This is a genomic window from Actinoplanes aureus (assembly GCF_015704865.1).
In the GTDB taxonomy this organism is placed as follows: domain Bacteria; phylum Actinomycetota; class Actinomycetes; order Mycobacteriales; family Micromonosporaceae; genus Actinoplanes; species Actinoplanes aureus.
In genome coordinates this window covers 325189-351766 of sequence record NZ_JADQTO010000005.1, presented here as the reverse complement: position 1 = coordinate 351766, position 26578 = coordinate 325189, and the positions used below count along the sequence as shown (strand labels likewise).

Below are 26578 nucleotides of genomic sequence, written 5' to 3'. Positions count from 1 at the left end.
GGCAGCAAAGAGTGGCCCGCATCGTAAACGGCATGACCCAGATGGCGATGCGCATCCCGTACTCCCGGTGCTCCGTCACCGTCGCCGCGCCGTTGCGCCGGCGTCTGCGCGGCGCGGCGATGGCGGCGGCCTTCATGGTCGGCTCGGCCACCGTCAAGACCGAAAACCATCATCGGTACGCCGACCGCGGTGTCGCCTTGACCCCCGTCACGTCCGAGCCGCTCTGGGCCGCACCGGCACCCGCCGCCACGGCATCGCCCTGGACCGGCGGATCCACCGGCACCCCGGCCACCGCCGCCACGCTGTACGGCGCGATCACCGGCACCTCGCAGCGGGCCGGCTTCGTCTACCAGGCCGGCTGACCGCAACTTCGATCTTGTCGGCTCGGACACGAGAAATTCACGTCGATCATCATCCGGTGACGCCGGGCTCCCGTAGATATGTGTCGATCCATTATCGATGGGAGCTCCACATGCACCTGTCCGCTCGTCCCCTTCTCGCGCTCGCCGGCCTGATCGCCGCCGCGCTGGTCGCCTCCCCCGCCCAGGCCGCCCCGACCGGCATCCCGTCCAAGGCCACCGCCCAGACCTACCTGAACTCGCTGACCGTGGGTGCGGAGGCGAACGCCGGCACCTACGACCGGGACCTCTTCCCGCACTGGATCACCATCTCCGGCACCTGCAACACCCGGGAGACCGTCCTCAAGCGTGACGGCAGCAACGTGGTGACCAGCTCCGCGTGCGCCGCGACCTCCGGCCGCTGGTACTCGCCGTACGACGGTGCGACCTGGACGGCGGCGTCCGACGTCGACATCGACCACGTCGTGCCGCTCGCCGAGGCATGGCGGTCCGGTGCCAGCACCTGGACCACCAGCAGGCGGCAGAGCTTCGCGAACGACCTGACCCGGCCGCAGCTGATCGCGGTGACCGACAACGTGAACCAGTCCAAGGGCGATCAGGACCCGTCGACCTGGCAGCCGTCGGTCAGCTCGTACCGGTGCACCTACGCCCGGATGTGGATCGCGGTGAAGTACCACTGGGCGCTGCGGCTCCAGTCGTCGGAGAAGACCGCCCTGCAGAGCATGCTGAACACCTGCGCCTAACGCTGACGCAGGGTACGGAAGAACGCGCGCAGGTCCCGGACCAGCAGATCCGGGACCTCCAGCGCTGGGAAGTGACCACCGCGATCGTGCTCTGACCAGTAGCGGATGTCCGGGAACCGGCGGGCCGCCCAGCGCCGGGACGGCCGCGGCACCTCGGCCGGGAAGATCGACGCACCGACCGGTACGGTGACCGGCTCGGCCGCCGCTCCGCTGATCCACGCCGCGACCCGCTCGATGCTCTCCGCGTAGAGGCGCGCCGACGAGGCCGCGGTGCCGGTGAGCCAGTAGAGCGTGACCTGGTCGAGAATCTGATCCCGGCTGAGCCCGCCGGTGTCGCTCCAGGCCAGCAGCTTCTCGGCCATCCAGGCGCAGAGCCCGGCCGGCGAGTCCACCAGGGCGTAGCCGACGGTCTGCGGCGCGGTCCGATGCATCTCGGAGTACGCCGACGACGACCGTCCACGCTCCGCCGCCTGGACGAGGGCCTCCCGTTCCGCGTCGGTGAGCTCCCCGTCCGCAGGAGCCGGCCCGGCCAGCGGCGGGATCAGGTGGATGCCGGCCACATGCTCGGCGTCGGCCACCGCGAGGGCGCTGGAGACGCTGGTGCCCCAGTCGCTGCCGGCCGCGCCGTACCGGGAGTAGCCGAGGCCGGCCATCAGCTCCGCCCAGGCGGCCGCGATCCGCTCGACGCCCCAGCCCGGCGCGGACGGTTTGGCGCTGAACCCGTACCCGGGTAGCGACGGGATCACCACGTCGAACGCGTCGGCCGGATCGGGCGGATCGGTCAGCGGCCCGACCAGGTCGACGAGTTCGAGAACCGAGCCCGGCCAGCCGTGGGTGAGCACGAGCGGCAACGCTCCCGGATGCGGCGACCGGGCGTGCAACACGTGCACGTCCAGGCCGCCGAGCCGGGCCAGGTACTGCGGGACCGCGTTGAGCCGTGCCTCCGCGGCCCGCCACCGGTAGTCCTCGGCCCAGTACTGGCACAGGTCCCGCACCACGTCGAGCGGGACACCCTGCGCCCATCCGAGGACCGGCGCCGGCTCCGGCCAACGGGTCCGCGCCAGCCGGGAGCGCAGGTCGGTCAGGGCGGCGTCCGGCACCCGGACGTGAAAGGGCTGAAGACGAAGCATCACCCCGGTGTACCCGTGAACCGGGCGGCCGCATCACCCTCCAGGTGGCCGGGCGGCAGCCGCCGGCCGCAGATGACCAGCAGCAGGTACTGGGCCTCGCCGAACACCGGCGTCCCGGTGCCGAAACTCCAGTCGCGATCGGTCGCCCGCAGCGACACCCCGGCGAGATCGGCGCCGAAGAACGCGATGTTCTGCGCCGCCAGCCCGGAGAGGACCAGGTCCGTCCGGTGCGCCGGCACGCGCCGCCCGAGACCCAGGGCCACGCTGACGTCGAGCCCGTGGATGACGTCGTGGGACAGCGGTGCGAGCGGCCCGCTCCCCGGCGGCTGCCACGGGTGCCCGGCGTTGTCACGGACCGCCGCCACCAGTTCCTCGCTGGTCAGCCGGGCCGCGTCGCGGCGGGCGCACCGGTCCAGCATCCGGTTCATCCGGCCGCCGGATCGCACCAGCTCCCACAGGGTCCGCGCCGTCGAGACGCGAAACGGCATCGTCGTGTGAGCCACGACCTCGCGTACCCGCCAGCCCGCGCAGAGGGACTCGGCGTCCCACTGCTCGGGCCGCAGGGCCGCCAGCAGTTCGGCCTGTTCGCTGCGTTCCGCCCGGATCTCCGCGCGGATGTCCTCGTCCGTTGTCCTCATGTCAGACAGACCTGGCAGGTGCTCCGAACTCATCGGTCCCCGGCCCGCATCCGCTCAGGTCAATCGCGCTGCCTGGTCGGTGACGGCGGCCAGGAAGGCGGTGAGCGCCGGGGCGGGCGGTCCGTCCCGGGTGACCAGGAACAGGCGGCGGCCCACAGCCGCCTCGGCGACATCACGGACCGCGACGGCCGGGTCGGCCGGCGGCAGGGTCATCGCCGGTAGCAGCCCGACGACGCCCGCGACGCGGATCAGCTCGAGTTGCACGTCCGCGTCACCGGAGCGGTGCCGCAGGTCCGGCTCGTAGCCGCCGAGGGACCGGCAGGTGCTGACCACCATGGCGTAGTGGCCGGTTCCCTCGTCCGAGGCGGCCCAGACGTCCGCCCGCAGAGCGGCGATCGGGACCGGCCCGCCGCTCCCGGCGAGCGGATGCGCCGCCGGCAGCACCACTTTCAGCGGCTCCTCGTGCACCAGCGTGAACCGCAGCCCATCCGGGCGGGGGCGGGGATGTCCGTCGTACTCGTCGATGACGATCATGTCGATCGAGCCCAGGCGCAGCCCGGGTAGCGCCTGCTCCAGCTCCAGTTCGGAGACCTCGACACGGACCCGTGGATGCTCGGCCGCCATCCGGGCCACGGCGGGCACCAGCAGGCGGCGGGCGGCGGATTGCAGGCCACCGGCCCGGACCGTGCCGCGCACCTCGTCGCTCAGCGCGGCCAGGTCAGCCGCCGCCGCCTCGGCCGCGGTGAGCAGGATCCGCGCGTGCCGGGCGAGCAGGCGTCCGGCGTCGGTCAGTCGCACGCCGCGTCCCGCCTTCTCGAAGAGCCGGGCGCCGGACTCCTTCTCCAGGAGGGTGAGCTGCTGGGAGACGGCGGACGGGCTGTAGTCCAGGGCCGCGGCGACAGCGCCCAGGGTGCCTCGCTCCTCGAACTCGCGGAGGAACCGGAGACGGCGCAGATCGAACGTCACCATGCACAAATCCTAACCATTCACCTCCAGGAATCGTCACTGGACCTGATGGTTCCGCCGGACGATGCTCGAGGCATGGGTCCACTCCTCTGCCTGCTCTCGGCGGCGTGCTTCGGTGCCATGGCGATCTTCGGGAAGCTCGCGTACCAGGCCGGCGTCGCTCCGGCTTCGCTGCTGCTGGTGCGCTTCGGCCTGGCCGCCGCCCTCCTGGCGGCGCTGCTGCTGGTCCGGCCGGGGCTGCGCGCGCCGGTGCGGCCGCGCACGCTGGTCATCGCGCTCGGGCTGGGCGCCATCGGGTACGCGACGCAGGCCGGCCTGTACTTCGCGGCGCTGGAGATCATGGACGCCGGACTGCTGTCGCTGATCCTCTACACGTACCCGCTGCTGGTGACGGTGACGGCGGTCGCGCTCGGCCGTGACCGGCTGACCGCCGGACGCGCCGCCGCCCTGCTGATCGCCTCGTGCGGGACCCTGCTGGTCCTGCTCGGTACCGGCGGCGGCGCGGTCAACCCGGTCGGCGCGGTCCTGGCCTTCGGTGCGGCGGTCACCTACACCGTCTACATCCTGGTCGCCGACACCGTCGTGCACCGGATGCCGCCGGTGCCGCTCGCCACCCTCGTGATGGCCGGTGCCTTCGTCACGCTCGCCGGACACTCCCTGGTCACCGGTGGCCCGGACCTGGACTTCGGGCTCCGGGGATGGCTCTGGCTGCTGTGCATAGCGGCCGTCTCCACGGTCCTCGCGATGCTCACCTTCTTCGCCGGCCTGCGCCGCACCGGCCCGTCCACCGCGGCGATCCTGTCCACCTTCGAACCGGTCGTCACCGCGGTCCTGGCCGCGCTCGCCCTGCACGAGTTCCTCACGCCGGTTCAGCTCGCCGGTGGGCTGCTCGTGCTCGCCGCGGCCGCCGCGATCCAGGTCCGCCCGGCCGGTGAGCCGGGGCGTGCCCACACCGGCCTGGAAACAAGGCTGAGCGACAGCCGGCCCCGAAACGGCGGTGGGTGACAGCCGGCCACGTGCCCCGGCCCGGCGGTCGCGGTGCGGCCGGGAGCGGGCTGTCAGGTCGCGCGGTGGACGTGGGACGGGCCGTCTTCTCGGGACGGCGGAGTCCCGTACCCCTCAATGAAGCCGCCAGATGACCGCTTCGATGTCGTGCGTCAGTTCGGTGAAGCGGCCGCCGGCCGCTGCCGAGGCCAGCAGGCCGCGCAGGTCGGCCTCGAAGGCCGGCAAGCGGTCGGCGAAGAGGTGCGGCGCCGCGCCGGACGTGGAGAAGACCGACGCCACGACGTCGTCGATCGTGCGGGCGACGGGGCGGCCGCCGCCGAGCGTGAGCCGGGTGGGGCCGCGGAAGCCGGCGGCCCGCATCACGTCCTCCTCGCCGGAGCGCGTGCCGTTCGGGAGGTGGCCCTGACCGGCCCGGCGCACCGGGCCGAGATAGCGGGTGACCAGTTCGTCGACGCTGTCCCACGGCGGCTGCCCGGCAGTGGCCGCGCCCTGGTGGGTGGTGCCGCCGACGTGCACCCAGAAGCCGCCCGGCTCCAGCATGTGGTCGCGAACACGCGCGGCCACCAGCGGCTGGTCCATCCAGTGGAACGACTGGGCGAACGTCACCACCCGGAAGACGCCGAGGCCGGCCGGCAGGTCCTCGGCCCGCGCCCGGTGCCATCGGACGTTCGCCGCTCCGGGCCGGCGGGAGGCCTCGGTCAGCATGTCCGGGTCGGGATCGACGCCGATCGCTTCGGCGAAGAGCGGGGCCAGCAGCAACGTCAGCGAGCCGGGGCCGCAGCCGACGTCGAGGAGGCGGCCGGTGCCGTCGAGGCCGAGTTCCTCGCGGAGGGCGTCGACCAGCTCCGGCGAGTACGGCATCCGGCCGGTGAGGTAGTGGGCGGCGGTCCCGGCGAACAGGGTCTCGTCCCAGCGCCACTCAGTCCCCGGTCGTCTCTCGGTCATCTCCCGATGATGCGCCGGCCATCGATGCCGGGCAGACTGCGCGGGTTGCGCTCGCCCGCGCGGGGGAAAGGTAGACATCCATGGTCTTGGTGAAGAGGGGTTCCCGACTGATCACCGTGGACGGCGTGGTGTACCGGTGGCGGGTGCGCAAGCGGCCCGCCTACCCGCAGGCGCTGGCCGCCACGCCCCTGTCGTTCGCCGTCGAGCAGGCCGAGCGGCGCGGTTCGGTGCTGATCGCCACGATGCCGGGCGGGCCTGCGGGCAACTGGATCGGCGCGGCCGCCGCGCCGGTCGTCCCGTCGCTGGTCACGGCCGTCATCCGCCGGGCCCGTGAGCAGGGCTGGCGGCCGGACCGGCCGGGCCCGGCGTTCTCCCTCGCCGTCGGCCGGGCGATCTGGGCCGACACGATGAGTGATCGCTGACGGGCGCAGATCACAAAAGGAAATGCCCGTCGCGGCGCCGGCTGTCCGCATCGGTAGCCTTGCCCGCCATGCGCAGATTCACCACCGCGGCCGTCGCCCTGACCACCCTCATCGGGCTTTTCGGCTGTGCCTCCACGAGCGAGAACGCCGAATCCGGCGCCGCACCCACCACCCCGGCCATCACCGCGGGCCTGGACCAGGGAACGCACAACGCCTGCGTCCTGTCCGGTCAGGCGACGCTTAACGAAGCCGGCCGCGACCTGGACGTCGCGACGGCCAAGGACATCATCTCCGCCGGTAAGGCCTCGGAGAGCACCCTGATCACCAGCGCGGTGAACGTGCTGGAGTCCGCGGCCCTGCGCGCCGAGGCCGCGGCCGGCACTCCGGACGAGGGTGCCATCCTCGCCGAGGTCAGCGCGGCGATCCTGAAGGTGCAGACGGTGTGCCGGGACATCGACGCCCTCAAGGCGAGCATCGAGACGCGCGGCGCCGGTGGCGGCGGCGAGGCCGGCACCGAGAGCGACGAGAGCGCGGTCGGCGACCGCCAGAACTAGACGACGACGATCTCCTGGGCGGCGCCCGGCGCGTGGAACGCCAGCAGCGCCGCCCCCTCCGCCTCGGCGCCGTCGATCTCGGCGGCGGTCAGCGGCCGGAACGGCCGGATGGTGAGGGTGGCGAGGTTCCTGCCCACGGCGATCCGCCAGGTGGCGGCGGCGAACCCGTCCGCCAGCAGGGTCCGCGGCTGTTCCATGTTGCCGCCGCCCCAGCCCTGGGTGGTGTAGTCGACCGTGACGACCCGGGTGCGGTCGGCGTGCGAGAGCAGCAGGTTGTCGAAGTCGTACAGGTAGCGGACCGGTGCCGGGGTGTCCGGGTCCGGGCGCGGGGCGCCGGGCAGATCGAACAGCTCGCGACCGTGCTCGTCGCGGAAGGTGACCAGCCGGGGCCGCAGCCGGTCGGCGACCTCGGCCAGCCGGGTCAGTCCGGACCACTGCTGGGCGTCGCGGACCGTCGCCGGCCCGAACGCGGCCAGGTAGCGCAGGAACAGCTCGTCGACCGGGGCCGCGACGAGGTCGAGACCGAGAGGTACGTGCGCCGGCCGCCCGCTGCGCCCCCACAGCCCTCGCGGCGGGACCTGGACCAGCGGCATCCACATCCGGGCCGCCTGGGCCAGCGCCGCCGGGTCGTGCCCGGGGAAGGAAGGCGCGAGTGCCCGGCCCAGCTCGCTGAAGATCAGCGGCTGCTCGGCCATCGCCTTGCGCGCCGCCTCGACCAGACGGTCCCGGTCCACGCCCTTCAGGTGCCTACCGAAGGCGCCCATGGTGCTGCGGATGATCACCGGCTCGACCAGGGGCCGCAGCCACCGGCAGTCGTCGGCGGTGACCAGGTGGATGGTGGAGCGCATCAGCGCCATCCGGAGGATCACGCCGTCGTTCAGCAGCGCGGCGGTCGGCTCCGGTGTGTAGTCCTCGAGCCGGCTCCAGAGACCCACGTACCAGGTGTGCGGGGTCTGTGCCTGTAGCCCGGCGAGCCGGGTCAGCGCCTCCGGCACGGTGAGGCGTTCCCGGCGCAGCAGCATCTGCCGGGCCAGGGTCGCGCGGTTGAGGGAGCGCCGGTCGAGCGTTCGGGAGGTCACGCTCCGAACGGTAGTGCTGATAGCGGCCAGTTTCTGTCCGCTGAGCGAGGGCGAGGGCGATGGCGATCCGGTCGAGCAGATCGCTCACCCCGGCCCGGGTGTTGTTCGCGATCACCGAGAAGACCACGCCGCCCACATACCCGGAGAGCGCGTTGACGCCGGCCAGCGTGCCGGTCTTGGCGCGCACGTTCCCGGCCGCGGCGGTACCGCGCATCCGGTCACGCAGAGTGCCGCCAACCAGCGGATCTGGGTCGCCGGCCACCGGCAGTGCCGGGTACCAGTCGCGGAACCACGGGCGCTTCCGGGCCGCTGCCAGCAGGGTGGTCAGCTGCCGGGTGGTCACCCAGTTCCGGCGGCTCAGCCCGGAACCGTCACCCATGGTGATCGCGGCGGTGTCCACGCCGAGGGTGGCGAGGGCGGCCGAGGCCGCCGCCAGGCCGGTCGGCCAGCTGCCGGGCACGCCCGGCGCCGCAACCCGGCCCATCGCCTTGACCAGCAGTTCGGCGAGGCCGTTGTTGGACAACTTCAGCAGCGGCGGCAACAACCGGCTGAGCGGTGGCGAGCTCTGCGCGGTCAGGGTCCGGGCCGCCGGCGGTGTCAAACCCTTCGCGGTACGCCCGGACAGCGTCACACCGTGCCGCCGCAACGCCACGCGGAACAGGTCCGCGGCGGTGCTCGCCGGATCGAGGACGGAGACGAGCTCGGTGCCGGCCGAGGCGACGGTGCCGGTCACCACGACGGTACGGCTGCCGTGGCCCCGGGTGACGGTGACCGCGTCGGCCGTACCGCTGACCGTCCGGTTGACGAGCCGCACCGTGGAGGTCGGCGGGAACAGGGTGACGGCCGGCGGGCTACCGGGACGGTAGCGAACCTCGACGGCGGCGGTGTCGTACCGGTCGTTCGCGGCGAAGGTCAGCGCGGAGACGGGTGCGGTGTCCGCGTACGGCTCGTCCTGCCAGGACCAGTCGAGGCCGAGCGGGACCCGGTCGAACCAGGAGTCGTCGGCGACCAGCCGCCCGGTCACCCGCGTGACCCCGGTCCTGGCCACGGCTGCGGCGAGCGCGTCGTATCTCGCGTACGTCATCGCCGGATCGCCCTGGCCGTGCAGGTAGAGGTCGCCGCGCAGAACGCCGGCGCCGACGGTGCCGGTGTGCCGGACCGTGGTGCGGAACCGGTACGCCGGGCCGAGCACGTCCAGCGCGGCGGCCCCGGTCAGCAGCTTCTGGTTGGAGGCGGGCAGCACCCGCAGGCCGGGGTTGCGGGCGTAGACGGTGGCGCCGGTCGCCTCGTCGCGCACGTCGACGGCGACGGTCGCGCCGGCCAGCCGGGGATCGGCCAGGACGCGGTCCAGCTCGGCGGTCAGCCCGATGCCGGCGGGCGCGGCCCGAGCCACGCCCGGCACCAGGAGGGTCGCGCCGAGCGCGGCCACGGCGAAGGCGCGGGCGAGGCGCATGGTTGGTTCCTCAGCGACGGTACGGGCTACGGCCGCCGCGATCGTCACACGCTCCCGCGCCGTTTCCGCGCACCGCCGCACGGAACCACCGCCCGTTCACCCGTCGGATGATCACCCCGCCCGGGTTCCCACCGACGGTGATCGATGGCACCATGCCAGCACAGTCCCCGACGCCGCGGAGGGCCGATGCGCGCCGTCCTCACCGACCTGTCGATCCCCCGCTACCTGCTCACCGCGGCGGCGCAGACCCTGCCGCGCGGTGCCGGCCGCAACGCCGGCTGGGGTGTGGCGGGCCTGCTCTCGCTCCGTGACGACCTGCCGGAACCGGTGCTGCCGGACGCGCCCGGCTGGGTGCTGCTGCGCCCCGAGCTCGCCGGGATCTGCGGCAGCGACACCGCGGCCGCGCACGCCAAGTCGTCGCCGGTGCTCAGCGCCTACTACTCCGCGCGGCGGCAGATCTTCGGCCACGAGATCGTCGCCGTCGTGACCGCGACCGGGCCGGGCGTCACGTCGGTGCGCGACGGTGACCGGGTCGCCGTGGATCCGGTTCTGTCCTGCGCGCACCGCGGGTTCGAGCCGTGCCGGTCGTGCCGGGACGGTTTCCCGTACGTCTGTGAGCGCTTCGACGAGCCGGGCCGGTCCGGCTGCCACTCGCCCACCCAGGGCTTCGACGCCGCACTCGGCGGCGGCTGGGGTGAGTACGTCGTCGCACACCAGACCCAGCTGCACCCGGTCGGCGCGATCCCGTCGCGGCGGGCGGTGCTCGCCGAACCCGCGTCGATCGCTCTGCACGCGGCGCTGCGCTGGACCCGGCGCGGGGACCGGGCGGTGGTCATCGGCCCCGGCACGATCGGCCTGCTGCTCGTCGCCGCGCTGCGCCGGCTCCACCCGGACCTCGACATCACCGTCGTCGGCCCCGGCGCGTTCAGCCGCGAGCGGGCGATGTCCGCCGGGGCGAACCGCACCCTGGAACCCGGGCCACGGGTCGTGGAGGCGCTCGCCCGTGAGCACGGTGGCCGGGTGATCCGGCCGCGGCTGACCCGTACGCCGATCCTGGAGCAGGGCGTCGACGTGGTCTTCGACTGCGTCGCCCTCAGCTCGACCCTCGATCTGGGGCTGCACCTGCTGCGGCCGACCGGGATGCTGGTGCTGGTCGGCAGCGCGGGCCGGCAGCGGGTGGACTGGTCGCTGGTCTGGAACCGGCAGCTCACCGTCCAGGGCACCGTCAACTCCGGGCCGGAGCCGGCACTCGACGGCCGCCCGACGATGGCTCACGTGGTGGAGTGGCTGGGCGATCCGGCGTACCCGGCCGACGGCCTGGTCACCCACGTCTTCGAACTGCCGCGCTGGCGGGAAGCCCTGGTCACGGCGTCGGCCGGGCCCCGGGCCGGCGCCGTGAAGGTCACCCTGCGGCCCAACCCGGATCTGCCGCTGCTGGAATGAGCCTATGGGACAGAGCCTCGCAGAGATCCTGGACGACGCCGCCGGCGGCCGGTTCCCGCCGGCGGACGGCGGCACCACCGTCCTGGCGCAGAGCGGGTCCCGCGACGCCGGGGTGATCGCGTTCACCGCCCACGCGGTGATCTTCGCCGACGTGGACCCCGAGTGGGTGCACACCACCCTCGCCACCGCCGGCTGCGACCCGCTCGCCGCCGCCATGAACCCGCGTTTCCTCACCGCGCTGCTGAACCACACCGGCCGGGTCATGGACACGATCGACCTGCTCACCGTGGCCGCCGCGCTACCCGGCCCGCCGCCGGTAGAGCTGCGGGAGATCACCTCGGCGGATCACCCGCGGGTGCGGCGGGCCCGGCTGCACCGAGACGAGGTACGGGTGTGGACCACCACCGGCGGCGGAGTGCTGATCCTCGGCCGCGGTGTGGCGGGACGGTGGGAGACCGCCATCGAGGTGGAACCGGAGCACCAGCAACGCGGACTCGGTCGCCGGCTCGCGGTGGCCGCGCGTCATCTCGTACCCCATGGCTCCTGGATCTGGTCCCAGCAAGCCGCCGGCAACGCGCGCAGCGTGCGTGCCTTCCAGGCCGCCGGTTATCGCCCGGTCGGCGCCGAGGCTCTCATGGTGCCGGCCGCGCATAGCATCATCGATGGATGACCGACGCATACGAGACCGGACGGTTCGCCGCCGTTCCACCGGGCGCGGTGGCCCGGGTGGAGTCCGCAGACGATGTCGCTGAAGTGATCGGCCGGATGCTCGCCGATCTGCGCGCGCACCCCGGCGCGTGGGAGAACCACACCCTGGAGTCGTTCCTCGCCGCGACGCAGGAGTCGGTGACGTCGCTGCCCTGGGTGTACCGGGACCGGGACGAGGAGTTCCCGCCGGAGCCGGGCTGGCGGCAGTTCGCCGAGGTCCTGGTGATGGCGAGCGGGCTCGAATGACGGCGCGGGTACGCGAGGTACGCCACCGGCTGGCCGCCGACGGACCCGGGTGGACGCGCGGCCCGGAGCTGGACTTCCAGCGGGTGACCCTGCCCGAACGCGACTGCGACCTGCTCCGCGACCTGCTGATCGCCGAGCGGGCCGAGACGGTCGTCGAGGTCGGGCTCGCCTACGGCAGTTCCGCGCTGGCCATCGGCGAGGCCCTGCTGACCGTCGGCGCGCCGAGGTCCCGGCACGTCGTGATCGACCCGTTCCAGGAGCAGGCCTACCACGACGTCGGGTGGAACCTGCTCCGCGACGCCGGGCTGCACTCGATCGCCTCGCTGATCTCCGAGCCCTCGTCGCTCGCCCTGTCCCGCCTGGTCGCCGAGGGTTTCCGGGCCGACGCGGCCTTCGTGGACGGCAGCCACCGGTTCCACGAGGTGTTCGTCGACCTCTACTTCCTCCGGAAGATCGTCCGGCCGGGCGGTCTGATCGTCCTCGACGACGACTGGACGCCGTCGGTGCACACCGCGGTCCGCTACTACGAGACCAACCTGGGCTGGACGGTCATCCCCATCGCGTCCGCACGGTGCCGGGCATTGCGCCTGCCGGACCCGTCGTTCGAGCCGCCGTTCGAGGATTTCCAGCCGTTCAGCGGCCGGTGAAGAAGGAGACCGCCTCGGTGAGGGCGAGGTCGGTCAGCACCGGATCGTGCCGGGGACCGACGTCGCGCATGAAGGCGTGCTCGCCGCCGGAGTAGACGTGCAGCTCGACGTCGTCCTTGCCGGCGGCGTACAGGGCGGAGATCGTCCGCAGTCGCGCGTCGGCGGGCACGTGCGGATCCGCCGAGCCGAAGACGATCAGCATGCGGCCGGTGATGTCGGCGGCGCGAGCGAGCGAACCCGGGTCGTCCGCGCCCAGCGAGCCGCTGTGCAGGCCGGTCGGGTAGAAGCAGACGGTGGCCGCCACGCGCGGGTCGAAGGCGGCCCGGAACGCCAGGTGGCCGCCGATGCAGAAACCGGTGACGTAGAGCGTGGTGACGTCCGGCCGTTGTGCGAGATGGTCGAGGACGGCGACCCGGTCGGTGTCGAAGTGGGCGGTCGTGGTGGCGGCGGCACCGGCGAGACCGGCGGCCTTGCCCGCGTCGTCGAACTCGAGGGCCACCCCGGCCAGTTCGGTGCGCGGATAGATCTCCGGCACGGCCACCACGAACCCGTACGACGCGAGCCGCCGCACGGTGCGCAACGTGGACTCGGTGAGCTGGAAGATGTCGGTGTAGAGCAGCACACCGGGCAGCGGCTCGACACCCACCGGGCGGACCACGATCGTCCGGATCGCACAGTCCGGCGCCGGGATCCGTACCTCGTCCTCACGCAACTTCATGATCTGGACCCTAGCGGTCGAGCAGGTCCACTGTGCGCTGGTCCGGGCCGTCGTAATACCGCTGGAGGACACTCTCGAAGAGAGCCGGGTCGTCGGCGGCGCGGGCGAACAGGGTCATCGACGAGCGCAGCTTCAGGTCGTCGGGATAGCCGAAGATCTGCTCGGCGCTGCGGTTCTCGTGCTTGAGCAGGGCCGAGCAGCACTCGGCGAGACGCGGGCCGAGCACCGGGTGGGCCAGGTAGGCGCGGGCCTCGGCCAGGTCGCGGATCGCGAAGCGCTGGGCGGTCGGACTGGAGCCGAGGCCGGCCAGCTGCGGGAAGACGAACCACATCCAGTGGCTGCGCTTGTTCCCGGCCAGCAACTCGCTCAGCGCCTGCTGGTAGACGCCGTCCTGAGCTCGTACGAATCGGTCCAGATCATTCACGCGCGCGCCGCGTCTCCCGGTCGTTGGCCTTCTGGATGGCGTCGACGAGCTCGGCCTTGGTCATGGTGGACCGGCCCGAGATGTCCAGCCTGCGGGCCAAACCTAGCAAATGCTCCTTGCTGGCGTTGGCGTCCACGCCGCCCGCCGTCTCGGCGCGCGTGTCCCGGCCACCAGCGGCCTTCGGGTCACTCGGGCCCTTCTTCTCCTTCGGCTCCCAGTGGTCGCCGACCTTCTCGAACGAGTGCTTCACGGCGGAGAACGCGGTGCGGTGGGCACGCTCGCCCTCGCCGTACTGCTCGACGGCGGAGTCGTGCGTCTTGATGAACGTTTCCTGCGCCTTCTCCGGTGAGCGCTTCAGGGTCTCCGGCAGTTCGTCACGTCCAGGCATGACCTCCGGATTTCCCGGGTGCCCCGCTGCCAAACCGGCCCACCCGGGCACCGGGCGGCCCGGGAAGCGGGCGGCGGGCCGCGCCCAGGCCGCTCACCCCCTCGACGGTCACCTCGATGATGTCGGCGTCGGTGAGCACCAGGGTCTCCCCGCCGGCGGGCATCGTCAGGATCAGTTCGCCGTGATCGCGTACCTCTCCCCCGAAGGCGGACAGGCCGGTCGCGCCGTTGATCAGGTAGTGGTCGAGGTGCGGGTGCGGTGAGGCGAGCAGGCGCTCGTCGCGTACCGAAAGAATCCAGGGAAGGGTGAAGGTGCCCGCCCAGGCCGACCCGGGCGGTGCCGCTTCCTCGCCGAGCCTGGCGAGCGCGCAGCGGCGGCCGGCGACGTCGAGGAAGGTGGCGGCGGGGCCGAGACGGCCCCGGCCGAAGACGCCCCAGGACCGGGCGGTGAAGCCCCGGCCGTCATAGTCGCCGATCGCGTACGCCTCCTCGCCGGCACCGTCGTTGACCAGGAGCACCCAGGCGCCGTCGAGAGGGAACAGCCGAGGGCAGCCCCAGGACCGGGCGGCGACCAGGATCCCGTCGCAGGTCCAGTTGATCAGGTCGTCGGAGCGGTACTGGACCACCGCGCCGGCGTCGCCGCCGGTCCGGCCGCCGAGCAGCATCCGCCAGCCGCCGTCGGCCGGGAACACGTACGGATCGGACAGGTCGCTGACGCCGCCGGGTGGGGCCGAGATCAACGGCTCGGCCGGGTCGGTACGCCAGCCGGGCCGGCCGGGGTCGGCGACCGCCCGCATCACTCCCCCACCGGCACGGGTGAAGAACAGGGTGGGTCCACCCGGCCCGGCGAAGACGGTGCCGCACCCGAGGTCGGCCGGCGGCGGGACGACCTGCCGCTCGGTCCAGAGGACGAGGTCGTCGGAGGTCGCGTACCCCCAGCCGGTGACCCCGCCGGCGTCCGGACGATGCTCGTAGTAGACGTGGTACATGCCGTCGGTGGCCAGGACGCCGAAAAGGTCGCCGACCCGGCCGGCGCGCGGGGTGAAGTGCAACCGGGGCCGCAGGCCCGAAACGCGCGGTGCGGGTTCCATGCCTCTGCGTAGCATCGCCGGCTTCCGGGCGCCACCCCACACGCCTGCCAACCCCGCCCCGGCTGCGCTTGACCTGGAGCGCGCTCCAGGTGACAAGGTCATCCTCATGATCGATATGACGCAGTCCCCGCTGGTGCTCGGTGCGATGATGTTCGGTACTCAGATCGACGAGGACACGTCGTTCGCGCTGCTGGACCGGTTCGTCGAACGCGGCGGACAGTGGATCGACACGGCCAACTGCTACTCCTTCTGGGCCAGCGACAGCGGGCACGGCGGCGCGAGCGAGCGGGTGATCGGCCGCTGGCTCGCCGCCCGCCCCGGCGTCCGTGACCGGGTGAAGATCGCCACCAAGCTGGGTGCCGAGCCGGTCGAGCCGGGCTCCTGGCCGGAGCGCCGGGAAGGGCTGTCCGCGGGTGCCGTAGCGGCCGCGTTCGCCGCCAGCCTCGAACGGCTTCAGGTCGACCGGGTCGACCGGCTCTGGCTGCACATGGAGGACCGGTCGACGCCGATCGAGGAAACCGTCGGCGCGCTCGCCGGGTTGGCTGCCGACAGCTTCGGGGTGTCCAACCACCCCACCTGGCAGGTCGAGCGGGGCCGTGCCCACGCCCGCGCGATCGGGGCGCTGCCGTTTGACGCGCTACAGCTCAACGCCACCTACCTGCGTCCGCGGCCGGGCACGTTGCCGCCCGGGGTCGCGCATCGGTTCGGGGTGCTCAGCGACGAGCAGGCCGACTATGCCGCGGAGCATGAGATGGAGGTGTGGGCGTACACGCCGTTGTTGTCCGGTGCGTACGACAACCCGGCCAAGCCGATCCCGCAGGTGTACGACCACCCGGGTAACACCGCCCGGCTTCAGGCCCTGGACGCGGTGGCCGGCGAGGCCGGGGCCACCCGCGGGCAGGTGGTGCTGGCCTGGCTGCTGAGCCGCGGCATCCGCCCGATGCTCGGCGGCAGCAAGCTGTATCAGCTCGACAGCGCGTTCGACGGCGTCGATCTCAAGCTCGGCTCGGAGCAGCTCGAACGCCTCGACGCGGCGGATCATTCGCCGTGGGCCAGCCCGTACGCCCAGCGCTGACGGGCGGCATGACGCCGCCCGGCTGTCCGGCCGGGCGGCGCGTCACCGCGTTCTGATCAGCAGACCGGCTTGCCCTTGAAGTTCTTCAGGACGAAGTTGGCCGGTCCGGCTTGGAAGTAGCCGGCACCTTCGCGAATCGGGTGCCCGGTGTACAACTCGACCCGGGAACCGATGCGGACGACGTACGCCTGCTCGCCTTCGCTGTTGTGGATCAGGCGGCCGCGGCTGCCGTAGATGTCCTCGAGCTCGGCCCAGCCCATGCCGACCGACGCGCCGCGCGGCGACCGGGGCGGGACGGTGGCGGTGCCGACCTCCACCAGCCGGCCGGCCCGGAAGGCCAGGATGAGTTTCCCGGACCAATCGCCGGTGACGCCGGTGTGCACGACGTCGCACTTCTGCGGCGGGGCGACCCAGCTGATCAGGCCAGCCTTCTGCAAGGCTGGCAGGCGAGCGCCGATTCGGTACGGACCGGCACCGCGAACACTCAGCACCGATTCGGCCGGACCATCCACAATGGTGCCGGCCGGCGCCGGGCGGGCTGAAGCGGACGAGGGTACCGCCGCCGTGACAAGTGCTCCCAGAGCCAGCACACCGACGGCGATGAAGCGTGGGAGCGAGGAACGGTTCATTCAGTTCTCCTCAGTTGTGGCGATCGTTACCTCGTTAGTCCGCTCGCCACCCACGTTTGTTCGCCGGGTGCTGACAATTCGTTGTGTCACGATGGGCCCGATGCCGGACATGGAAGAGACGTGAGCTCTGAGGACCGGTTCCGGCGCGTCTACGCCGGCAACTTCGAAGCGCTTCTCGCGTACGCGTCACGTCGTGTCGAGCAGCCGGACGACGCCGCCGACGTGGTCGCGGAAACCTTCCTGGTGGCCTGGCGGCGCAGCGCCGACCTGCCGCCCGACGACGAGATACGGCTGTGGCTGTACGGGGTGGCGCGCCGCGTGCTGGCGAATCACCACCGTGGCGGGATGCGCCGGGAGCGGCTGGGCGAGCGGCTGCGGCAGCGCCTGACCCCGGCGCCGACGCGCGACCCGGGCAGCGAGGTGCCGCAGCGGCTCGCCGTGCGCGCCGCGCTGAGCCGGCTGAACGAGACGGACCGGGAGGTGTTGCTGCTCACCATCTGGGAGGACCTCCAGCCGTGGGAGGTGGCGGAGGTGATCGGGGTGAGCCCGGCCGCGGTGCGGACCCGCCTGTCGCGGGCGCGAGCCCGGCTGCGTCAACTCGTGGGTCACGACCGTGACGCACCCGGACATGTACTCGACGTCCTGGCCGTACCCGTCCCGGAGGAGGGCAGATGACCGACGAGCACCTCGACCGCCTGGTTCGAGACGCCGACCCCTATCGACCTGAGATCATCGAGCGCCTCGGCGGGGCGGATCAGCATCTCCTGGAGGAGATCATGTCCACCCCGAAGCTCGACTCCCCGGCACGGCCGCTGCGCCGTACCCTGGTCCGCCGGCTCGCCGGCGCGATGGCCGCCGCGGCGGCCGTGGCCGGCATCATCGCCACCTCGTCGCTCTGGCAGACGCAGCCCGACGACGTCTACGCCGGGCCGACCGGCCTGCCCAGCGCCGGCGCCCGCGTGGGCGCGATCAGCGGGTGGGAACTCGACCTGAAGGCCGCGCAGGGTCACCCGCGCCTGCTGATCGACGAGCCGGGCTGGAAACCGGACCACGTCTACGGGTTCGCCGAGGAGAGCGGCAGCATCAACTTTCAGAACGGCGGACGCGGCCTCCAGATGAACTGGTACCCGGACGAGCAGTATCAGAGCTACTACGACGACCGGCTTCACGTCAGCGAGCCGGAGGCGACCACCGTGGCGAACCGTCCGGCCAGCGTCTTCACGTACAGCAAGAACGACATGGCGGCCATGCTCAAGCCGCAGGACGGTACGTTCGTCGAGTTGCGCACGCAGGGCGACTGGACGCGGGCCACCTTCGACGAGATCCTCGCCCATGTGATCAAGGTGGACGCCGAGTCCTTCCTCAAGGCGCTGCCGCCGGAGATCGTCACGCCCGGTGACGTCCGGACCGAGGCCGCCAAGCTTCTCGCGGACATGCCGGCCCCGCCTGGCTTCGACGTGGCGGTGCTGGACAACGCCGGGGCCAACGACCCGTACCAGTTCGGCGCCGCGGTGGCCGGCCGGGTCGCGTGCGATTGGATCGCCGAGTGGGTCCGGGCCGACAAGGCCGGCGACAAGGAGGCGGTCAAGCAGGCCGCCGCGGCGTTGCGCAGCAGCCACCAGTGGAAGGTGCTGCACGACATGAACGGCCAGGGCGACTACCCCGAGGTCCTCTGGGAGCTCGCCGACAAGGTCGCCGGCGGTGACGTCCCCGCGTGGTACAAGGAGGGCCTGGGCTGCTGACCCCGCCGGTAGCCGCACATGCCCCACCGGCGTGTGCGGCTACCGGCGCTTCGAGCGCTGGGGCACACTGCAATGTGGAACGTGCTGGAAATGCCAAGGCGCGACGAATGCCGTGGAAGGCAGGTACCGCATGATCGCACGGACGTGGCGAGGCTGGGCTACCACCTCGACAGCCGACGACTACCAGCAGCTCTACGAAACCGTTGTCGCTGAACGCCTGAAGAAGGTTTCGGGATACCGCGGTGCGCGGCTGTTGCGTCGTGACGACGGCGACGAGGTGCTGTTCACCTCCATCACCTTCTTCGCGAGCATGGATGATGTGCGTGCGTTCGCCGGCGAGGATCATGAGCGAGCCGTGGTGGAACAGGCCGCCCGCCGCAGCCTGACACGGTGGGACGAGCGCGTGATCCATGACCACGTCTCCCTCGACCTCCAGCCGGTGAATCCCGAACCTCGGTAGTACCGCGCATCCGTGCGCTCGCGCAGAAGATGCCTATCCGGACGCCGCGCTCACCGAAGCGCGGCGCGTGCACCCTGTCCATGGAGCCGCAGTTCTTCGAGATAACCGGCACTCAACCGCCCGTCTGGTCGAAGCAATCGCCCTCCGACGAACTCTCCGCCGCAGGAGGCGGCTGTTCGGTCGTCGCTTGACCTGGAGTGCGCTCCAGCATCCAAGCTCTTCCCATGGCAACGGAGAATTCGATCGTCCTCGGCGCACTGGCCTTCGGCACCCGGGTGGACGAGGCACAGTCCATGGATCTGCTCGACCAGTTCACCGAGCTCGGCGGCGAATGGATCGACACGGCGAACAACTACTCCTGGTGGCTGCACGACAGCGGCCTCGGCGGGCAGAGCGAGGCGATCATCGGGCGGTGGCTGGCGAAGCGGCCCGGCATGCGGGAACGGATCAAGCTGAGCACCAAGGGCGGTGCGGAACCGACCGTCCCGAACGGGTACCCGGACCACGTCGAAGGGCTGTCCGGGCCGGCGCTGCGCAACGCCCTGGCCGGCAGCCTGGAGCGGCTTCAGACGGACCGGGTGGACCTGTACTGGACACACATCGAGGACCGGACGGTGCCGCTCGAGGAGACCGTGGAGACAGTCGGCGGGTTCGTCGCGGACGGGCGGGTGGCCCGGCTCGGCGCCTCGAACCATCCGGCGTGGCGGGTCGCGCAGTCCCGGGCCCACGCGGCGCAACGAGGGCTGGCCGGGTACACCACGATGCAGCTGCGCTGGTCGTACCTGCAGCCGCTACCCGGAGTGGCGCTGCCGGAGAGCGGTCACGTGCACGCCTCGCCGGAAACGTTGGACTACATCACGCACACCGACGGCCTGCGGCTCTGGGTCTACAACGCCCTGCTCAACGGCGGGTACACCCGGCCGGACCGGCCGCTGCCCGACGCCTACGACCACCCGGGCACCGCCCGGCGGCTGGCCGTGCTCGACGAGGTGGCGCGGGAGCTCGGCGCGACCCGCAACCAGGTGGTGCTCGCCTGGCTGATCGGAGGGAAGGCTCCGATCTCCCCGCTTGTCGGCGTGACCACGGCCGCGCAGATCAGCGAGGCGATGTCGGCGCGCGACCTCGAGATCAGCGCACAGCAGCGCGCCCGCCTGGACGCCGCGGCCTAGCACGATCGCGTTGCGAGCTGGGACGCGCTCCAGTCGAGCGCGCCCCAGCTGAGCATCAACGGGTCACTGTCACCGGGGTGGTGACGGTGATCGGTGTGGACGCGGCCTGGCTGCGGGCGATCGTCAGCACGTGGCCGGGACCGCGGATCAGGCCCTTTGCCGTCACCGTGTAGGACACCTTGCCGCCCGGTTGCGCGCCGACACTGGTGACCCGCAGGTCAGTGGTGGGCAGGGTGCCGGCGGGCAACCGCGCTCCCGCGGTGCCGGCGGCGTTCTCGGCGCCGACGGTGAACGGCTGGCCCGGGTCTCTCATGGTGTCGAACTTGTAGGCGTACTGGATGTCCTGGGCGCCGTTGATGCCCAGCCAGACCTGGAAGACGCGCTGGTCGGCTGTTCCGCGCACGTTGACCTGCCACTCGACGACGATCCAGCTGGCAACGCCGTCGGTCAGCACGTTGGCCAGCACGCCGGTGGTGCCGGTGCCGTCGAAGTCGCTCCAGAACGGCGCGATGACGTTGTTCGGCCGGGCCGGGTCGGGCAGCGTACCGTTCGGGCTCACGTCGGCCTGCTCGCCGCCGCCGGCGACGAGGTAGCCGTTCGAGGTGATGCCGAGCCGGTTGTAGGTGGTGTCGTCGAAGACGAACCCGGGCACGTCGAGGTTGCTGATCTCCTCGTCGCCGAGCGGGATGACGGTGTTGCCACCGAAGGCGGTCAGCGGGATGTAGCCGAAGATGTTGCCGGGGTCGGCCGCCACGGCGACGGGGCCGGCGGCCCGGACGCCGGCCAGGGTGGCCCGCGGCGCCTTGGCGGTGAACGGTGTGGTCGCGGTCGCGCCGGTGGCCGCGGTGATCGGCAGGTTCAGCGTGGTGGCCGTGCCCAGGTCGACCGTGGTGCTCGCGGCGCCGGTGTTCTCGGCGGTGATCGTGCAGGTGGTCGTCTGCTTCAGCGTGACGGTGGCCGGGTCGCAGGTCTGGCTCAGCTTGACCGGGCTGTCCGCCGCCGGTGCCGCCTGCCGGCTCTTCGCGCTCGCCGCCGCCCCCGCGACGGTCAGGTCGATGCCGGCCGGCCGGAGCTTCGAGCGGTCGGGTGCGGCCTGCGCGGGCGATGCGGAGATCAGCAGGAGTGCGGCGGCGGCCGCACTGATCCATCGGGTACGAGACATCGGTGTCCCCCTCGTGACAGGAAAGGTCCCGTCGAGGATGCGGAGCGCGTGGCCGATGTGGACACTCTGTGTCTGACAGGCGTCACGCGGCGTGCCCATCCGGCCAGGGGGCGCCGCCCGATCAGTACCCGGGCGGTTACCCTGTCGGCAGCAGACGAGCTACGGGGAGGCAGCGTGCCGTACACGCCGGGCGAGGCGGCCGGACGGATCGGGGTCAGCATCGACACGATCCGCTACTACGAGAAGATCGGCCTGATGCACGGCATCCGGCGTGACTCCGGCGGCCGCCGGGTCTTCTCCGAGGACGACCTGTCGCGGCTGGGGCTGCTGCGCTGCCTGCGCGACTCGGGCATGCCGATCGCCCGGTTGCGGCGGTTCGCCGAGCTGCTCCAGGGCGGCGACGCGACGGCAGACCAGCGCACCGCCCTGCTCGAGGAACACGACCGGGAGATCGACGAGAAGGTCGCCCAGCTGCGCCGCGAGCAGGAACGGGTGCGCGAGAAGATCAAGTGGTACCGGTCGGTGTCAGTAGCGGCACCGCAGGACACCGAGGCTGTGGCGCGTCACTGAGATCTGGCCGCCGGCCCGGAAGGTCTTGCGCCGGACCGCGAGCAGCGGGTCGGCCGTGTTCGCCACGATCTCCCAGGTACGCCCGTAGTCGCGCCCCGGCAGCGTGAACGACACGTCCTCGTCGAGCGGGTTGAACAGCAGCAGGAACGAGTCGTCCCGGATCTCCTCGCCGAGCGCGTCCCGTTCCGGGATGCCGTGGCCGTTGAGGAAGACGGTCATGGTCATGCCGCTGCGGGTGTTCCAGTCCGAGGCGGTCATCACCTCGCCGTCGCGGCGCAGCCAGGCGATGTCGGGCAGCTTCGAGTCACCGGCCGGTTCGCCGGTGAAGAACCGGCGGCGACGGAAGATCGGATGCTCGGCGCGAAGCTTGAGCAGCCGGTGCACGAAGCCGGTCAGCACGTCGTAGTTGCGGGCGTCCTGCCAGTCCATCCAGCTCAGCTCGCTGTCCTGGCAGTACACGTTGTTGTTGCCCTGCTGGGTGCGGCCCAGCTCGTCGCCGTGCGAGATCATCGGCACGCCCTGGCTGAGCAGCAGGGTGGCCAGGAAGTTGCGCTTCTGCCGTTCCCGCAGCGTGACGATCTCCGGGTCCTCGGTGGGTCCCTCGATGCCGCAGTTCCATGACCGGTTGTGACTCTCGCCGTCCCGGTTGCCCTCGCCGTTGGCGTCGTTGTGCTTCTCGTTGTACGACACCAGGTCGTGCAGGGTGAACCCGTCGTGGGCGGTGACGAAGTTGATCGACGCGATCGGCCGGCGCCCGTCGTCCTGATAGAGGTCGGAGCTCCCGGTGAACCGGGAGGCGAACTCGCCGAGGCTGAACGACTCGCCACGCCAGAAGTCACGGACCGAGTCGCGGTACTTGCCGTTCCACTCCGTCCAGTTCGGCGGGAAACCACCGACCTGGTAGCCACCGTCGCCGACGTCCCACGGCTCGGCGATCAGTTTGACCTGGGACACCACCGGGTCCTGGTTGACCAGGTCGAAGAACGCCGCGAGGCGGTCCACCTCGTGGAACTCACGGGCCAGCGCGGCGGCCAGGTCGAACCGGAAGCCGTCCACGTGCATCTCGGTCACCCAGTACCGCAGCGAGTCCATGATCAGCCGCAGTGACTCGTGGTGGCGCACGTTCAGGCTGTTACCGGTGCCGGTCGTGTCGTAGTAGTACTGCTTGGCCCCGTCGACCAGGCGGTAGTAGGCCGGGTTGTCGATGCCGCGGAACGACAGGGTCGGACCGAGATGGTTGCCCTCGGCGGTGTGGTTGTAGACGACGTCCAGGATGACCTCGATGCCGGCCTGGTGCAGCGCCTTGACCATCGCCTTGAACTCCTGCACCTGCCCGCCGCCACCGGCGAACGAGGAGTAGCCGTTGTGCGGGGCGAAGAAGCCGATGGTGTTGTAGCCCCAGTAGTTGTTCAGCCCTCGCTCGATCAGGCCGCTGTCGTGCACGAACTGGTGCACCGGCATCAACTCGACCGCCGTGACACCGAGCCCCTTCAGATACTTGATCATCACTGGGTGGGCCAGGCCGGAGTAGGTGCCGCGCACGTCGGCCGGGATGTCCTTGTGCTGGACCGTCATCCCCTTGACGTGCGCCTCGTAGATGACCGTCTCGTACATCGGGATCTTCAGCGGCCGGTCGTTGCCCCAGTCGAAGTACGGGTTGATCACCACGGACCGGGGTGCGTACGGTGCCGAGTCGGCGTCGTTGTACGACTCCGGATCACCGAACCGGTAGGAGAACAGCGCCTCGTTCCACCGGTAGTCCCCGTCGATCGCCTTCGCGTACGGGTCCAGCAGCAACTTGTTCGGGTTGCACCACAGCCCCCGGGACGGGTCGTGCGGCCCGTGCACCCGGTAGCCGTACCGCTGGCCCGGCACCACCCGCGGCAGGTAACCGTGCCAGACCATGGCCTCCCGTTCCGGCAGGTCGATCCGGGTCTCGTTGCCGTCGTCGTCGAACAGGCACAGTTCCACCCGGTGCGCCGCCTCGGAGAAGAGCGCGAAGTTAGTGCCTCCCCCGTCATAGGTGGCACCCAGCGGGTAGGGGTTGCCCGGCCAGATATGCATGCGCCAACGATGCCCAATCCACGGGCACGGGGAAACGCCTGTCCGCTGTGACCAACGTCCCGCGAGCCGGTTTAGCTCTCGGCCGGTCGGCAAATGGGAAGGTCATGAAGCGTGGAATCCGGGCGGCCGCGGCGGCTGCGGCCTCGGCGATCACGGCTGTCGCCGTACGGGATCTGGTCCAGCGCAACCACGCCCTGCTGCGCAATTTCCCGGTGATCGGACACGGTCGCTACCTGATCGAAGCGATCGGGCCGGAGTTGCGCCAGTACGTGGTGGCGGGCAACAACGAGGAGCGCCCGTTCACCCGTGACCAGCGGCGATGGGTCTACGCCTCGGCGAAGAAGGAGAACAACTACTTCGGATTCGGTACGGACAACGATCTCGAGTACACGGCCGGATATCCGATCATCAAGCATCGTACGTTCGGACGCGCGGTCCCCCGCTCGAACCCGGCGACCGGCTACGAGGCGTACGTGCCGTGTGCGAAGGTGCTGGGCGCGGCGCGCGGCCGGGCCCACGCGTTCCGGCCGGAGTCGGTGGTGAACATCTCCGGCATGAGCTTCGGCTCGCTCTCCGGCGCCGCCGTGGAGGCCCTGAACCGGGGCGCCGCCCTGGCCGGGTGCCTGCACAACACCGGCGAGGGCGGGCTGTCGCCGTACCACCGGCACGGCGGTGACCTGGTCTTCCAGATCGGCACCTCGTACTTCGGCTGCCGCGACGAGCAGGGCCGCTTCGACCTGCGACGGCTCAAGGACCTGGTCGCCTCCGCCCCGGTCCGGGCCTTGGAGATCAAACTCAGTCAGGGCGCCAAGCCCAGCCTCGGCGGGCTCCTGCCCGGCGCCAAGGTCTCCGCCGAGATCGCCGCCACCCGCGGCATCCCGCAGGGGAAGGACTGCGTGAGCCCGTCGCGGCACGCGGAGTTCTCCGACACCGACAGCCTGCTCGACTGGCTGGAGCTGCTCGCCGCCGAGACCGGCGTGCCGGTCGGCATCAAGTCGGCGGTCGGTGACCTGGAGTTCTGGGACGAGCTGACCAGTCTGATGGTGAGCACCGGCCGGGGCCCCGACTTCGTGACGATCGACGGCGGCGAGGGCGGCACCGGTGCCGCTCCGCTGATCTTCACCGACACGGTGTCGCTGCCGTTCCAGCTGGCCTTCGCACGGATCTACCGGATGTTCGCCGAGCGCGGACTGCACGAGCAGGTGGTCTTCATCGGCGCCGGCAAGCTGGGGCTGCCGGACAACGCGATCGTGGCGTTCGCGCTGGGCTGCGACATGGTCAACGTGGCCCGGGAGGCGATGCTGTCGATCGGCTGTATCCAGGCCCAGAAGTGCCACACCGACACCTGCCCCACCGGCGTGGCCACCCAGAACCGCTGGCTGACCCGGGGCCTGGACCCGGCACTGAAGTCGGTCCGCGCCGCGAACTACATCAAGACGCTGCGGCGTGACCTGGTGAAGGTCGCCGAGGCCTGCGGGGTCGAGCACCCCGGCCTGATCGACACGGGCTCGGTGGAGATCCTCGACGGGCGTACCGCGGCCACCGGTCTGGACCAGGTCTACGACTACCGGCCCGGCTGGGGGCTGCCCTCGGCCGCGGACCAGAAAACGATCATCGCGCTGATGACCGCCACCGAACCGCAGGGTGGCAGCGCTCCGCCGTCGGACACACGGGTGGGCGACCCAGCACGAGCGTAGGACCGAGAGCGTGCCCCGCCGCTACCTGATCCTCGCGATCTGCTGCCTGAGCCTGCTGATCATCAGCCTGGACGCGACGATCGTGAACATCGCCCTGCCCGCCATCCGCGAGGATCTGGACGCCTCGGTCGCCGGCCTGCAGTGGACGCTCGACGCGTACACCCTGGTTCTGGCCAGCCTGCTGGTGCTGGCCGGCTCGGTCGCCGACCGGATCGGCCGGCGCCGGGTCTTCCAGGCCGGGCTGGCCCTGTCCCTCGGCTCGCTGCTGTGCAGCCTGGCGCGTTCCGGCTGGCCTGGCGCCTCATCCCGGAGTCCCGGGCCGAGCATCCGCGCCGCCTCGACCCGGGTGGCCAGATGCTGGTCTTCACCCTGCTCGCCGCGGTCACGTACGGGCTCATCGAACTCGGGCTGTTCCGCAGCATCCCGTTCAGCGGCGCCACGCTGATCGCGGTCTGCGCGTTCGCCGCGCTCGGCGGCTTCCTCTTCCTGAACACCCTCTACCTGCAGGAGGTCCGCGGCCTGTCCGCGCTGCACGCCGGCTTATACACGCTGCCGCTGGCGGTGACGACCATCATCGCCTCACCGCTCTCCGGCCGCCTGGTCGCCGCCCGCGGCACCCGCGTGCCGCTGACCGTGGCGGGCGCCGCGATGGCTCTCGGCATGCTGCCGATGACCTGGGCCGGCGCGGACACGGCGCCCTGGCAGCTGTTCGCCGGCTACCTGGTGTTCGGGTTCGGCTTCGGCATGGTGAACACGCCGATCACCGATACCGCGGTCTCCGGCCTGCCCCGGGAGCGGGCCGGCGTCGCCGCCGCGATCGCCTCCACCAGCCGCCAGGTCGGCACCGCGCTCGGCGTCGCGGTAATCGGTGCGGTGGTGGCCTCGTCGGCCGCCGGCGGCGTCGACCAGACCACACAGCACGCCGCCTGGTGGATCCTCTGCGGCCTGGGCGTGGCGGTGCTCGGACTGGGACTGTTCAGCACCGGCCGCCGGGCCCGTGCGACGGCGAGGCCGGCGCACACCGAGATGGTGGCCCGTTGACCAGCGCCGGC

At 71.6% G+C, this 26578-nt stretch carries 30 protein-coding genes and 1 pseudogene; 18 read left to right on the top strand and 13 right to left on the bottom strand.

Features of this window, described 5'->3' with window-relative positions:
- Positions 1–11: 11 nt before the first annotated feature.
- Together I4J89_RS13105 and I4J89_RS13100 are read left to right on the top strand one after the other, a co-directional pair.
- A complete protein-coding gene (locus tag I4J89_RS13105; RefSeq protein WP_196414181.1) occupies positions 12–362 on the top strand; it encodes a hypothetical protein in 351 nt (116 codons plus the stop codon).
- Positions 363–472: 110 nt separating this feature from the next.
- A complete protein-coding gene (locus I4J89_RS13100; protein WP_196414180.1) occupies positions 473–1102 on the top strand; it encodes an HNH endonuclease family protein in 630 nt (209 codons plus the stop codon).
- On the opposite strand, the gene I4J89_RS13095 is transcribed toward I4J89_RS13100, so the two are convergent.
- Genes I4J89_RS13095 through I4J89_RS13085 form a run of 3 tightly spaced genes read right to left on the bottom strand, consistent with a single transcriptional unit; the run spans position 1099 to position 3839 of the window.
- Positions 1099–2232: an epoxide hydrolase family protein gene (locus I4J89_RS13095; protein ID WP_196414179.1), complete on the bottom strand. Its 1134-nt coding sequence runs from the start codon at positions 2230–2232 to the stop codon at positions 1099–1101. The two genes, I4J89_RS13100 and I4J89_RS13095, sit on opposite strands and share 4 nt — an antisense overlap.
- The gene (locus tag I4J89_RS13090; RefSeq protein WP_196414178.1) at positions 2232–2870 is read right to left on the bottom strand and encodes a maleylpyruvate isomerase family mycothiol-dependent enzyme; all 639 of its coding nucleotides are present in this window, start codon (positions 2868–2870) and stop codon (positions 2232–2234) included. The genes I4J89_RS13095 and I4J89_RS13090 overlap by 1 nt, the downstream gene beginning before the upstream one ends.
- A 54-nt stretch (positions 2871–2924) precedes the next feature.
- Positions 2925–3839 carry a LysR family transcriptional regulator gene (locus I4J89_RS13085; protein ID WP_196414177.1) on the bottom strand — a complete coding sequence of 305 codons (915 nt, stop codon included), beginning with the start codon at positions 3837–3839 and terminating at the stop codon, positions 2925–2927.
- A 72-nt stretch (positions 3840–3911) separates the two neighbouring features.
- On the opposite strand from I4J89_RS13085, the gene I4J89_RS13080 reads away from it, so the two are divergent.
- Entirely contained in the window at positions 3912–4841 is a 930-nt protein-coding gene (locus I4J89_RS13080) for a DMT family transporter (RefSeq protein ID WP_196414176.1), read from the top strand.
- Between the two features lie 114 nt (positions 4842–4955).
- Here the strand turns inward: I4J89_RS13080 and I4J89_RS13075 are convergent, their stop codons facing one another.
- A complete protein-coding gene (locus I4J89_RS13075) occupies positions 4956–5786 on the bottom strand; it encodes a class I SAM-dependent methyltransferase (RefSeq protein ID WP_196414175.1) in 831 nt (276 codons plus the stop codon).
- 80 nt (positions 5787–5866) lie between these two features.
- On the opposite strand from I4J89_RS13075, the gene I4J89_RS13070 reads away from it, so the two are divergent.
- Positions 5867–6208 carry a hypothetical protein gene (locus I4J89_RS13070; protein WP_196414174.1) on the top strand — a complete coding sequence of 114 codons (342 nt, stop codon included), beginning with the start codon at positions 5867–5869 and terminating at the stop codon, positions 6206–6208.
- Between the two features lie 68 nt (positions 6209–6276).
- Positions 6277–6762, top strand: a complete 486-nt coding sequence (locus tag I4J89_RS13065; protein WP_196414173.1) for a hypothetical protein — start codon at positions 6277–6279, stop codon at positions 6760–6762.
- Here I4J89_RS13065 and I4J89_RS13060 read toward each other — a convergent pair.
- Together I4J89_RS13060 and dacB are read right to left on the bottom strand one after the other, a co-directional pair.
- Positions 6759–7784, bottom strand: coding sequence for a winged helix DNA-binding domain-containing protein (locus I4J89_RS13060; RefSeq protein ID WP_196414172.1), 1026 nt, complete (start codon positions 7782–7784; stop codon positions 6759–6761). The genes I4J89_RS13065 and I4J89_RS13060 overlap by 4 nt on opposite strands.
- 160 nt (positions 7785–7944) lie before the next feature.
- Positions 7945–9294, bottom strand: a pseudogene (gene dacB, locus I4J89_RS49490) (D-alanyl-D-alanine carboxypeptidase/D-alanyl-D-alanine endopeptidase); the annotation flags it as partial.
- 186 nt (positions 9295–9480) lie between these two features.
- Here dacB and I4J89_RS13055 point away from each other — a divergent pair.
- Genes I4J89_RS13055 through I4J89_RS13040 form a run of 4 tightly spaced genes read left to right on the top strand, consistent with a single transcriptional unit; the run spans position 9481 to position 12338 of the window.
- On the top strand, positions 9481–10737 hold the full coding sequence (locus tag I4J89_RS13055; RefSeq protein ID WP_196414171.1) for a zinc-dependent alcohol dehydrogenase: 1257 nt from the start codon (positions 9481–9483) through the stop codon (positions 10735–10737).
- A 4-nt stretch (positions 10738–10741) separates the two neighbouring features.
- Positions 10742–11407, top strand: coding sequence for a GNAT family N-acetyltransferase (locus tag I4J89_RS13050; protein ID WP_196414170.1), 666 nt, complete (start codon positions 10742–10744; stop codon positions 11405–11407).
- Positions 11404–11691: a DUF7660 family protein gene (locus I4J89_RS13045; protein ID WP_196414169.1), complete on the top strand. Its 288-nt coding sequence runs from the start codon at positions 11404–11406 to the stop codon at positions 11689–11691. The genes I4J89_RS13050 and I4J89_RS13045 overlap by 4 nt, the downstream gene beginning before the upstream one ends.
- Positions 11688–12338, top strand: a complete 651-nt coding sequence (locus I4J89_RS13040) for a class I SAM-dependent methyltransferase (RefSeq protein WP_196414168.1) — start codon at positions 11688–11690, stop codon at positions 12336–12338. The genes I4J89_RS13045 and I4J89_RS13040 overlap by 4 nt, the downstream gene beginning before the upstream one ends.
- On the opposite strand, the gene I4J89_RS13035 is transcribed toward I4J89_RS13040, so the two are convergent.
- The 4 genes from I4J89_RS13035 to I4J89_RS13020 are packed head-to-tail and all read right to left on the bottom strand — an operon-like array spanning position 12325 to position 14958.
- Positions 12325–13056 (bottom strand): dienelactone hydrolase family protein, encoded by a 732-nt coding sequence (locus I4J89_RS13035; protein WP_196414167.1) that lies wholly within the window; start codon positions 13054–13056, stop codon positions 12325–12327. The genes I4J89_RS13040 and I4J89_RS13035 overlap by 14 nt on opposite strands.
- Before the next feature lie 10 nt (positions 13057–13066).
- Complete coding sequence (locus tag I4J89_RS13030; protein ID WP_196414166.1) at positions 13067–13480, bottom strand: DUF1810 domain-containing protein; 414 nt, start codon at positions 13478–13480, stop codon at positions 13067–13069.
- Positions 13473–13868, bottom strand: a complete 396-nt coding sequence (locus I4J89_RS13025) for a ChaB family protein (protein ID WP_196414165.1) — start codon at positions 13866–13868, stop codon at positions 13473–13475. The genes I4J89_RS13030 and I4J89_RS13025 overlap by 8 nt, the downstream gene beginning before the upstream one ends.
- Positions 13855–14958 carry a glycoside hydrolase family 32 protein gene (locus tag I4J89_RS13020; protein ID WP_196414164.1) on the bottom strand — a complete coding sequence of 368 codons (1104 nt, stop codon included), beginning with the start codon at positions 14956–14958 and terminating at the stop codon, positions 13855–13857. The genes I4J89_RS13025 and I4J89_RS13020 overlap by 14 nt, the downstream gene beginning before the upstream one ends.
- 106 nt (positions 14959–15064) lie before the next feature.
- On the opposite strand from I4J89_RS13020, the gene I4J89_RS13015 reads away from it, so the two are divergent.
- Positions 15065–16033: an aldo/keto reductase gene (locus I4J89_RS13015; RefSeq protein WP_230858839.1), complete on the top strand. Its 969-nt coding sequence runs from the start codon at positions 15065–15067 to the stop codon at positions 16031–16033.
- A gap of 56 nt (positions 16034–16089) precedes the next feature.
- On the opposite strand, the gene I4J89_RS13010 is transcribed toward I4J89_RS13015, so the two are convergent.
- The gene (locus I4J89_RS13010) at positions 16090–16470 is read right to left on the bottom strand and encodes a hypothetical protein (RefSeq protein ID WP_230858838.1); all 381 of its coding nucleotides are present in this window, start codon (positions 16468–16470) and stop codon (positions 16090–16092) included.
- 312 nt (positions 16471–16782) lie between these two features.
- Here I4J89_RS13010 and I4J89_RS13005 point away from each other — a divergent pair, with 312 nt between their 5' ends.
- The 4 genes from I4J89_RS13005 (at position 16783) to I4J89_RS12990 (ending at position 20033) form a co-directional block, all read left to right on the top strand.
- Positions 16783–17337 (top strand): RNA polymerase sigma factor, encoded by a 555-nt coding sequence (locus I4J89_RS13005; protein WP_196414162.1) that lies wholly within the window; start codon positions 16783–16785, stop codon positions 17335–17337.
- Entirely contained in the window at positions 17334–18404 is a 1071-nt protein-coding gene (locus I4J89_RS13000) for a hypothetical protein (RefSeq protein ID WP_196414161.1), read from the top strand. The genes I4J89_RS13005 and I4J89_RS13000 overlap by 4 nt, the downstream gene beginning before the upstream one ends.
- A 130-nt stretch (positions 18405–18534) precedes the next feature.
- Positions 18535–18864 (top strand): antibiotic biosynthesis monooxygenase family protein, encoded by a 330-nt coding sequence (locus I4J89_RS12995; RefSeq protein WP_196414160.1) that lies wholly within the window; start codon positions 18535–18537, stop codon positions 18862–18864.
- A gap of 224 nt (positions 18865–19088) precedes the next feature.
- A complete protein-coding gene (locus I4J89_RS12990) occupies positions 19089–20033 on the top strand; it encodes an aldo/keto reductase (protein WP_196414159.1) in 945 nt (314 codons plus the stop codon).
- 55 nt (positions 20034–20088) lie between these two features.
- On the opposite strand, the gene I4J89_RS12985 is transcribed toward I4J89_RS12990, so the two are convergent.
- A complete protein-coding gene (locus tag I4J89_RS12985; RefSeq protein ID WP_196414158.1) occupies positions 20089–21195 on the bottom strand; it encodes an NIDO-like domain-containing protein in 1107 nt (368 codons plus the stop codon).
- A gap of 174 nt (positions 21196–21369) precedes the next feature.
- Between I4J89_RS12985 and I4J89_RS12980 the strand changes: the two genes are divergently transcribed.
- A complete protein-coding gene (locus I4J89_RS12980) occupies positions 21370–21765 on the top strand; it encodes a MerR family transcriptional regulator (protein ID WP_196414157.1) in 396 nt (131 codons plus the stop codon).
- Here I4J89_RS12980 and glgX read toward each other — a convergent pair.
- Positions 21721–23829: a glycogen debranching protein GlgX gene (gene glgX, locus I4J89_RS12975; protein ID WP_196414156.1), complete on the bottom strand. Its 2109-nt coding sequence runs from the start codon at positions 23827–23829 to the stop codon at positions 21721–21723. The two genes, I4J89_RS12980 and glgX, sit on opposite strands and share 45 nt — an antisense overlap.
- Before the next feature lie 104 nt (positions 23830–23933).
- Between glgX and I4J89_RS12970 the strand changes: the two genes are divergently transcribed.
- From I4J89_RS12970 to I4J89_RS12965, 3 genes are read left to right on the top strand one after another with little or no spacing between them, the layout of a single operon-like run.
- A complete protein-coding gene (locus I4J89_RS12970) occupies positions 23934–25526 on the top strand; it encodes an FMN-binding glutamate synthase family protein (RefSeq protein ID WP_196414155.1) in 1593 nt (530 codons plus the stop codon).
- Between the two features lie 10 nt (positions 25527–25536).
- Positions 25537–25971 (top strand): MFS transporter, encoded by a 435-nt coding sequence (locus I4J89_RS49485; RefSeq protein WP_309238294.1) that lies wholly within the window; start codon positions 25537–25539, stop codon positions 25969–25971.
- Positions 25881–26567: an MFS transporter gene (locus tag I4J89_RS12965; RefSeq protein WP_230858836.1), complete on the top strand. Its 687-nt coding sequence runs from the start codon at positions 25881–25883 to the stop codon at positions 26565–26567. Before I4J89_RS49485 ends, I4J89_RS12965 begins: the two co-directional genes overlap by 91 nt.
- Positions 26568–26578: the final 11 nt, after the last annotated feature.

Bases quoted from the DNA above. Each gene is read 5' to 3' on its own strand.
- I4J89_RS13100 (WP_196414180.1), top strand. From the start codon at position 473: ATGCACCTGTCCGCTCGTCCCCTTCTCGCGCTCGCCGGCCTGATCGCC.
- I4J89_RS13095 (WP_196414179.1), bottom strand. From the start codon at position 2,232: ATGCTTCGTCTTCAGCCCTTTCACGTCCGGGTGCCGGACGCCGCCCTG.
- I4J89_RS13090 (WP_196414178.1), bottom strand. From the start codon at position 2,870: ATGAGGACAACGGACGAGGACATCCGCGCGGAGATCCGGGCGGAACGC.
- I4J89_RS13085 (WP_196414177.1), bottom strand. From the start codon at position 3,839: ATGGTGACGTTCGATCTGCGCCGTCTCCGGTTCCTCCGCGAGTTCGAG.
- I4J89_RS13080 (WP_196414176.1), top strand. From the start codon at position 3,912: ATGGGTCCACTCCTCTGCCTGCTCTCGGCGGCGTGCTTCGGTGCCATG.
- I4J89_RS13075 (WP_196414175.1), bottom strand. From the start codon at position 5,786: ATGACCGAGAGACGACCGGGGACTGAGTGGCGCTGGGACGAGACCCTG.
- I4J89_RS13070 (WP_196414174.1), top strand. From the start codon at position 5,867: ATGGTCTTGGTGAAGAGGGGTTCCCGACTGATCACCGTGGACGGCGTG.
- I4J89_RS13065 (WP_196414173.1), top strand. From the start codon at position 6,277: ATGCGCAGATTCACCACCGCGGCCGTCGCCCTGACCACCCTCATCGGG.
- I4J89_RS13060 (WP_196414172.1), bottom strand. From the start codon at position 7,784: ATGCTGCTGCGCCGGGAACGCCTCACCGTGCCGGAGGCGCTGACCCGG.
- I4J89_RS13055 (WP_196414171.1), top strand. From the start codon at position 9,481: ATGCGCGCCGTCCTCACCGACCTGTCGATCCCCCGCTACCTGCTCACC.
- I4J89_RS13050 (WP_196414170.1), top strand. From the start codon at position 10,742: ATGGGACAGAGCCTCGCAGAGATCCTGGACGACGCCGCCGGCGGCCGG.
- I4J89_RS13045 (WP_196414169.1), top strand. From the start codon at position 11,404: ATGACCGACGCATACGAGACCGGACGGTTCGCCGCCGTTCCACCGGGC.
- I4J89_RS13040 (WP_196414168.1), top strand. From the start codon at position 11,688: ATGACGGCGCGGGTACGCGAGGTACGCCACCGGCTGGCCGCCGACGGA.
- I4J89_RS13035 (WP_196414167.1), bottom strand. From the start codon at position 13,056: ATGAAGTTGCGTGAGGACGAGGTACGGATCCCGGCGCCGGACTGTGCG.
- I4J89_RS13025 (WP_196414165.1), bottom strand. From the start codon at position 13,868: ATGCCTGGACGTGACGAACTGCCGGAGACCCTGAAGCGCTCACCGGAG.
- I4J89_RS13020 (WP_196414164.1), bottom strand. From the start codon at position 14,958: ATGGAACCCGCACCGCGCGTTTCGGGCCTGCGGCCCCGGTTGCACTTC.
- I4J89_RS13015 (WP_230858839.1), top strand. From the start codon at position 15,065: ATGATCGATATGACGCAGTCCCCGCTGGTGCTCGGTGCGATGATGTTC.
- I4J89_RS13000 (WP_196414161.1), top strand. From the start codon at position 17,334: ATGACCGACGAGCACCTCGACCGCCTGGTTCGAGACGCCGACCCCTAT.
- I4J89_RS12995 (WP_196414160.1), top strand. From the start codon at position 18,535: ATGATCGCACGGACGTGGCGAGGCTGGGCTACCACCTCGACAGCCGAC.
- I4J89_RS12990 (WP_196414159.1), top strand. From the start codon at position 19,089: ATGGCAACGGAGAATTCGATCGTCCTCGGCGCACTGGCCTTCGGCACC.
- I4J89_RS12985 (WP_196414158.1), bottom strand. From the start codon at position 21,195: ATGTCTCGTACCCGATGGATCAGTGCGGCCGCCGCCGCACTCCTGCTG.
- glgX (WP_196414156.1), bottom strand. From the start codon at position 23,829: ATGCATATCTGGCCGGGCAACCCCTACCCGCTGGGTGCCACCTATGAC.
- I4J89_RS12970 (WP_196414155.1), top strand. From the start codon at position 23,934: ATGAAGCGTGGAATCCGGGCGGCCGCGGCGGCTGCGGCCTCGGCGATC.
- I4J89_RS12965 (WP_230858836.1), top strand. From the start codon at position 25,881: ATGCTGGTCTTCACCCTGCTCGCCGCGGTCACGTACGGGCTCATCGAA.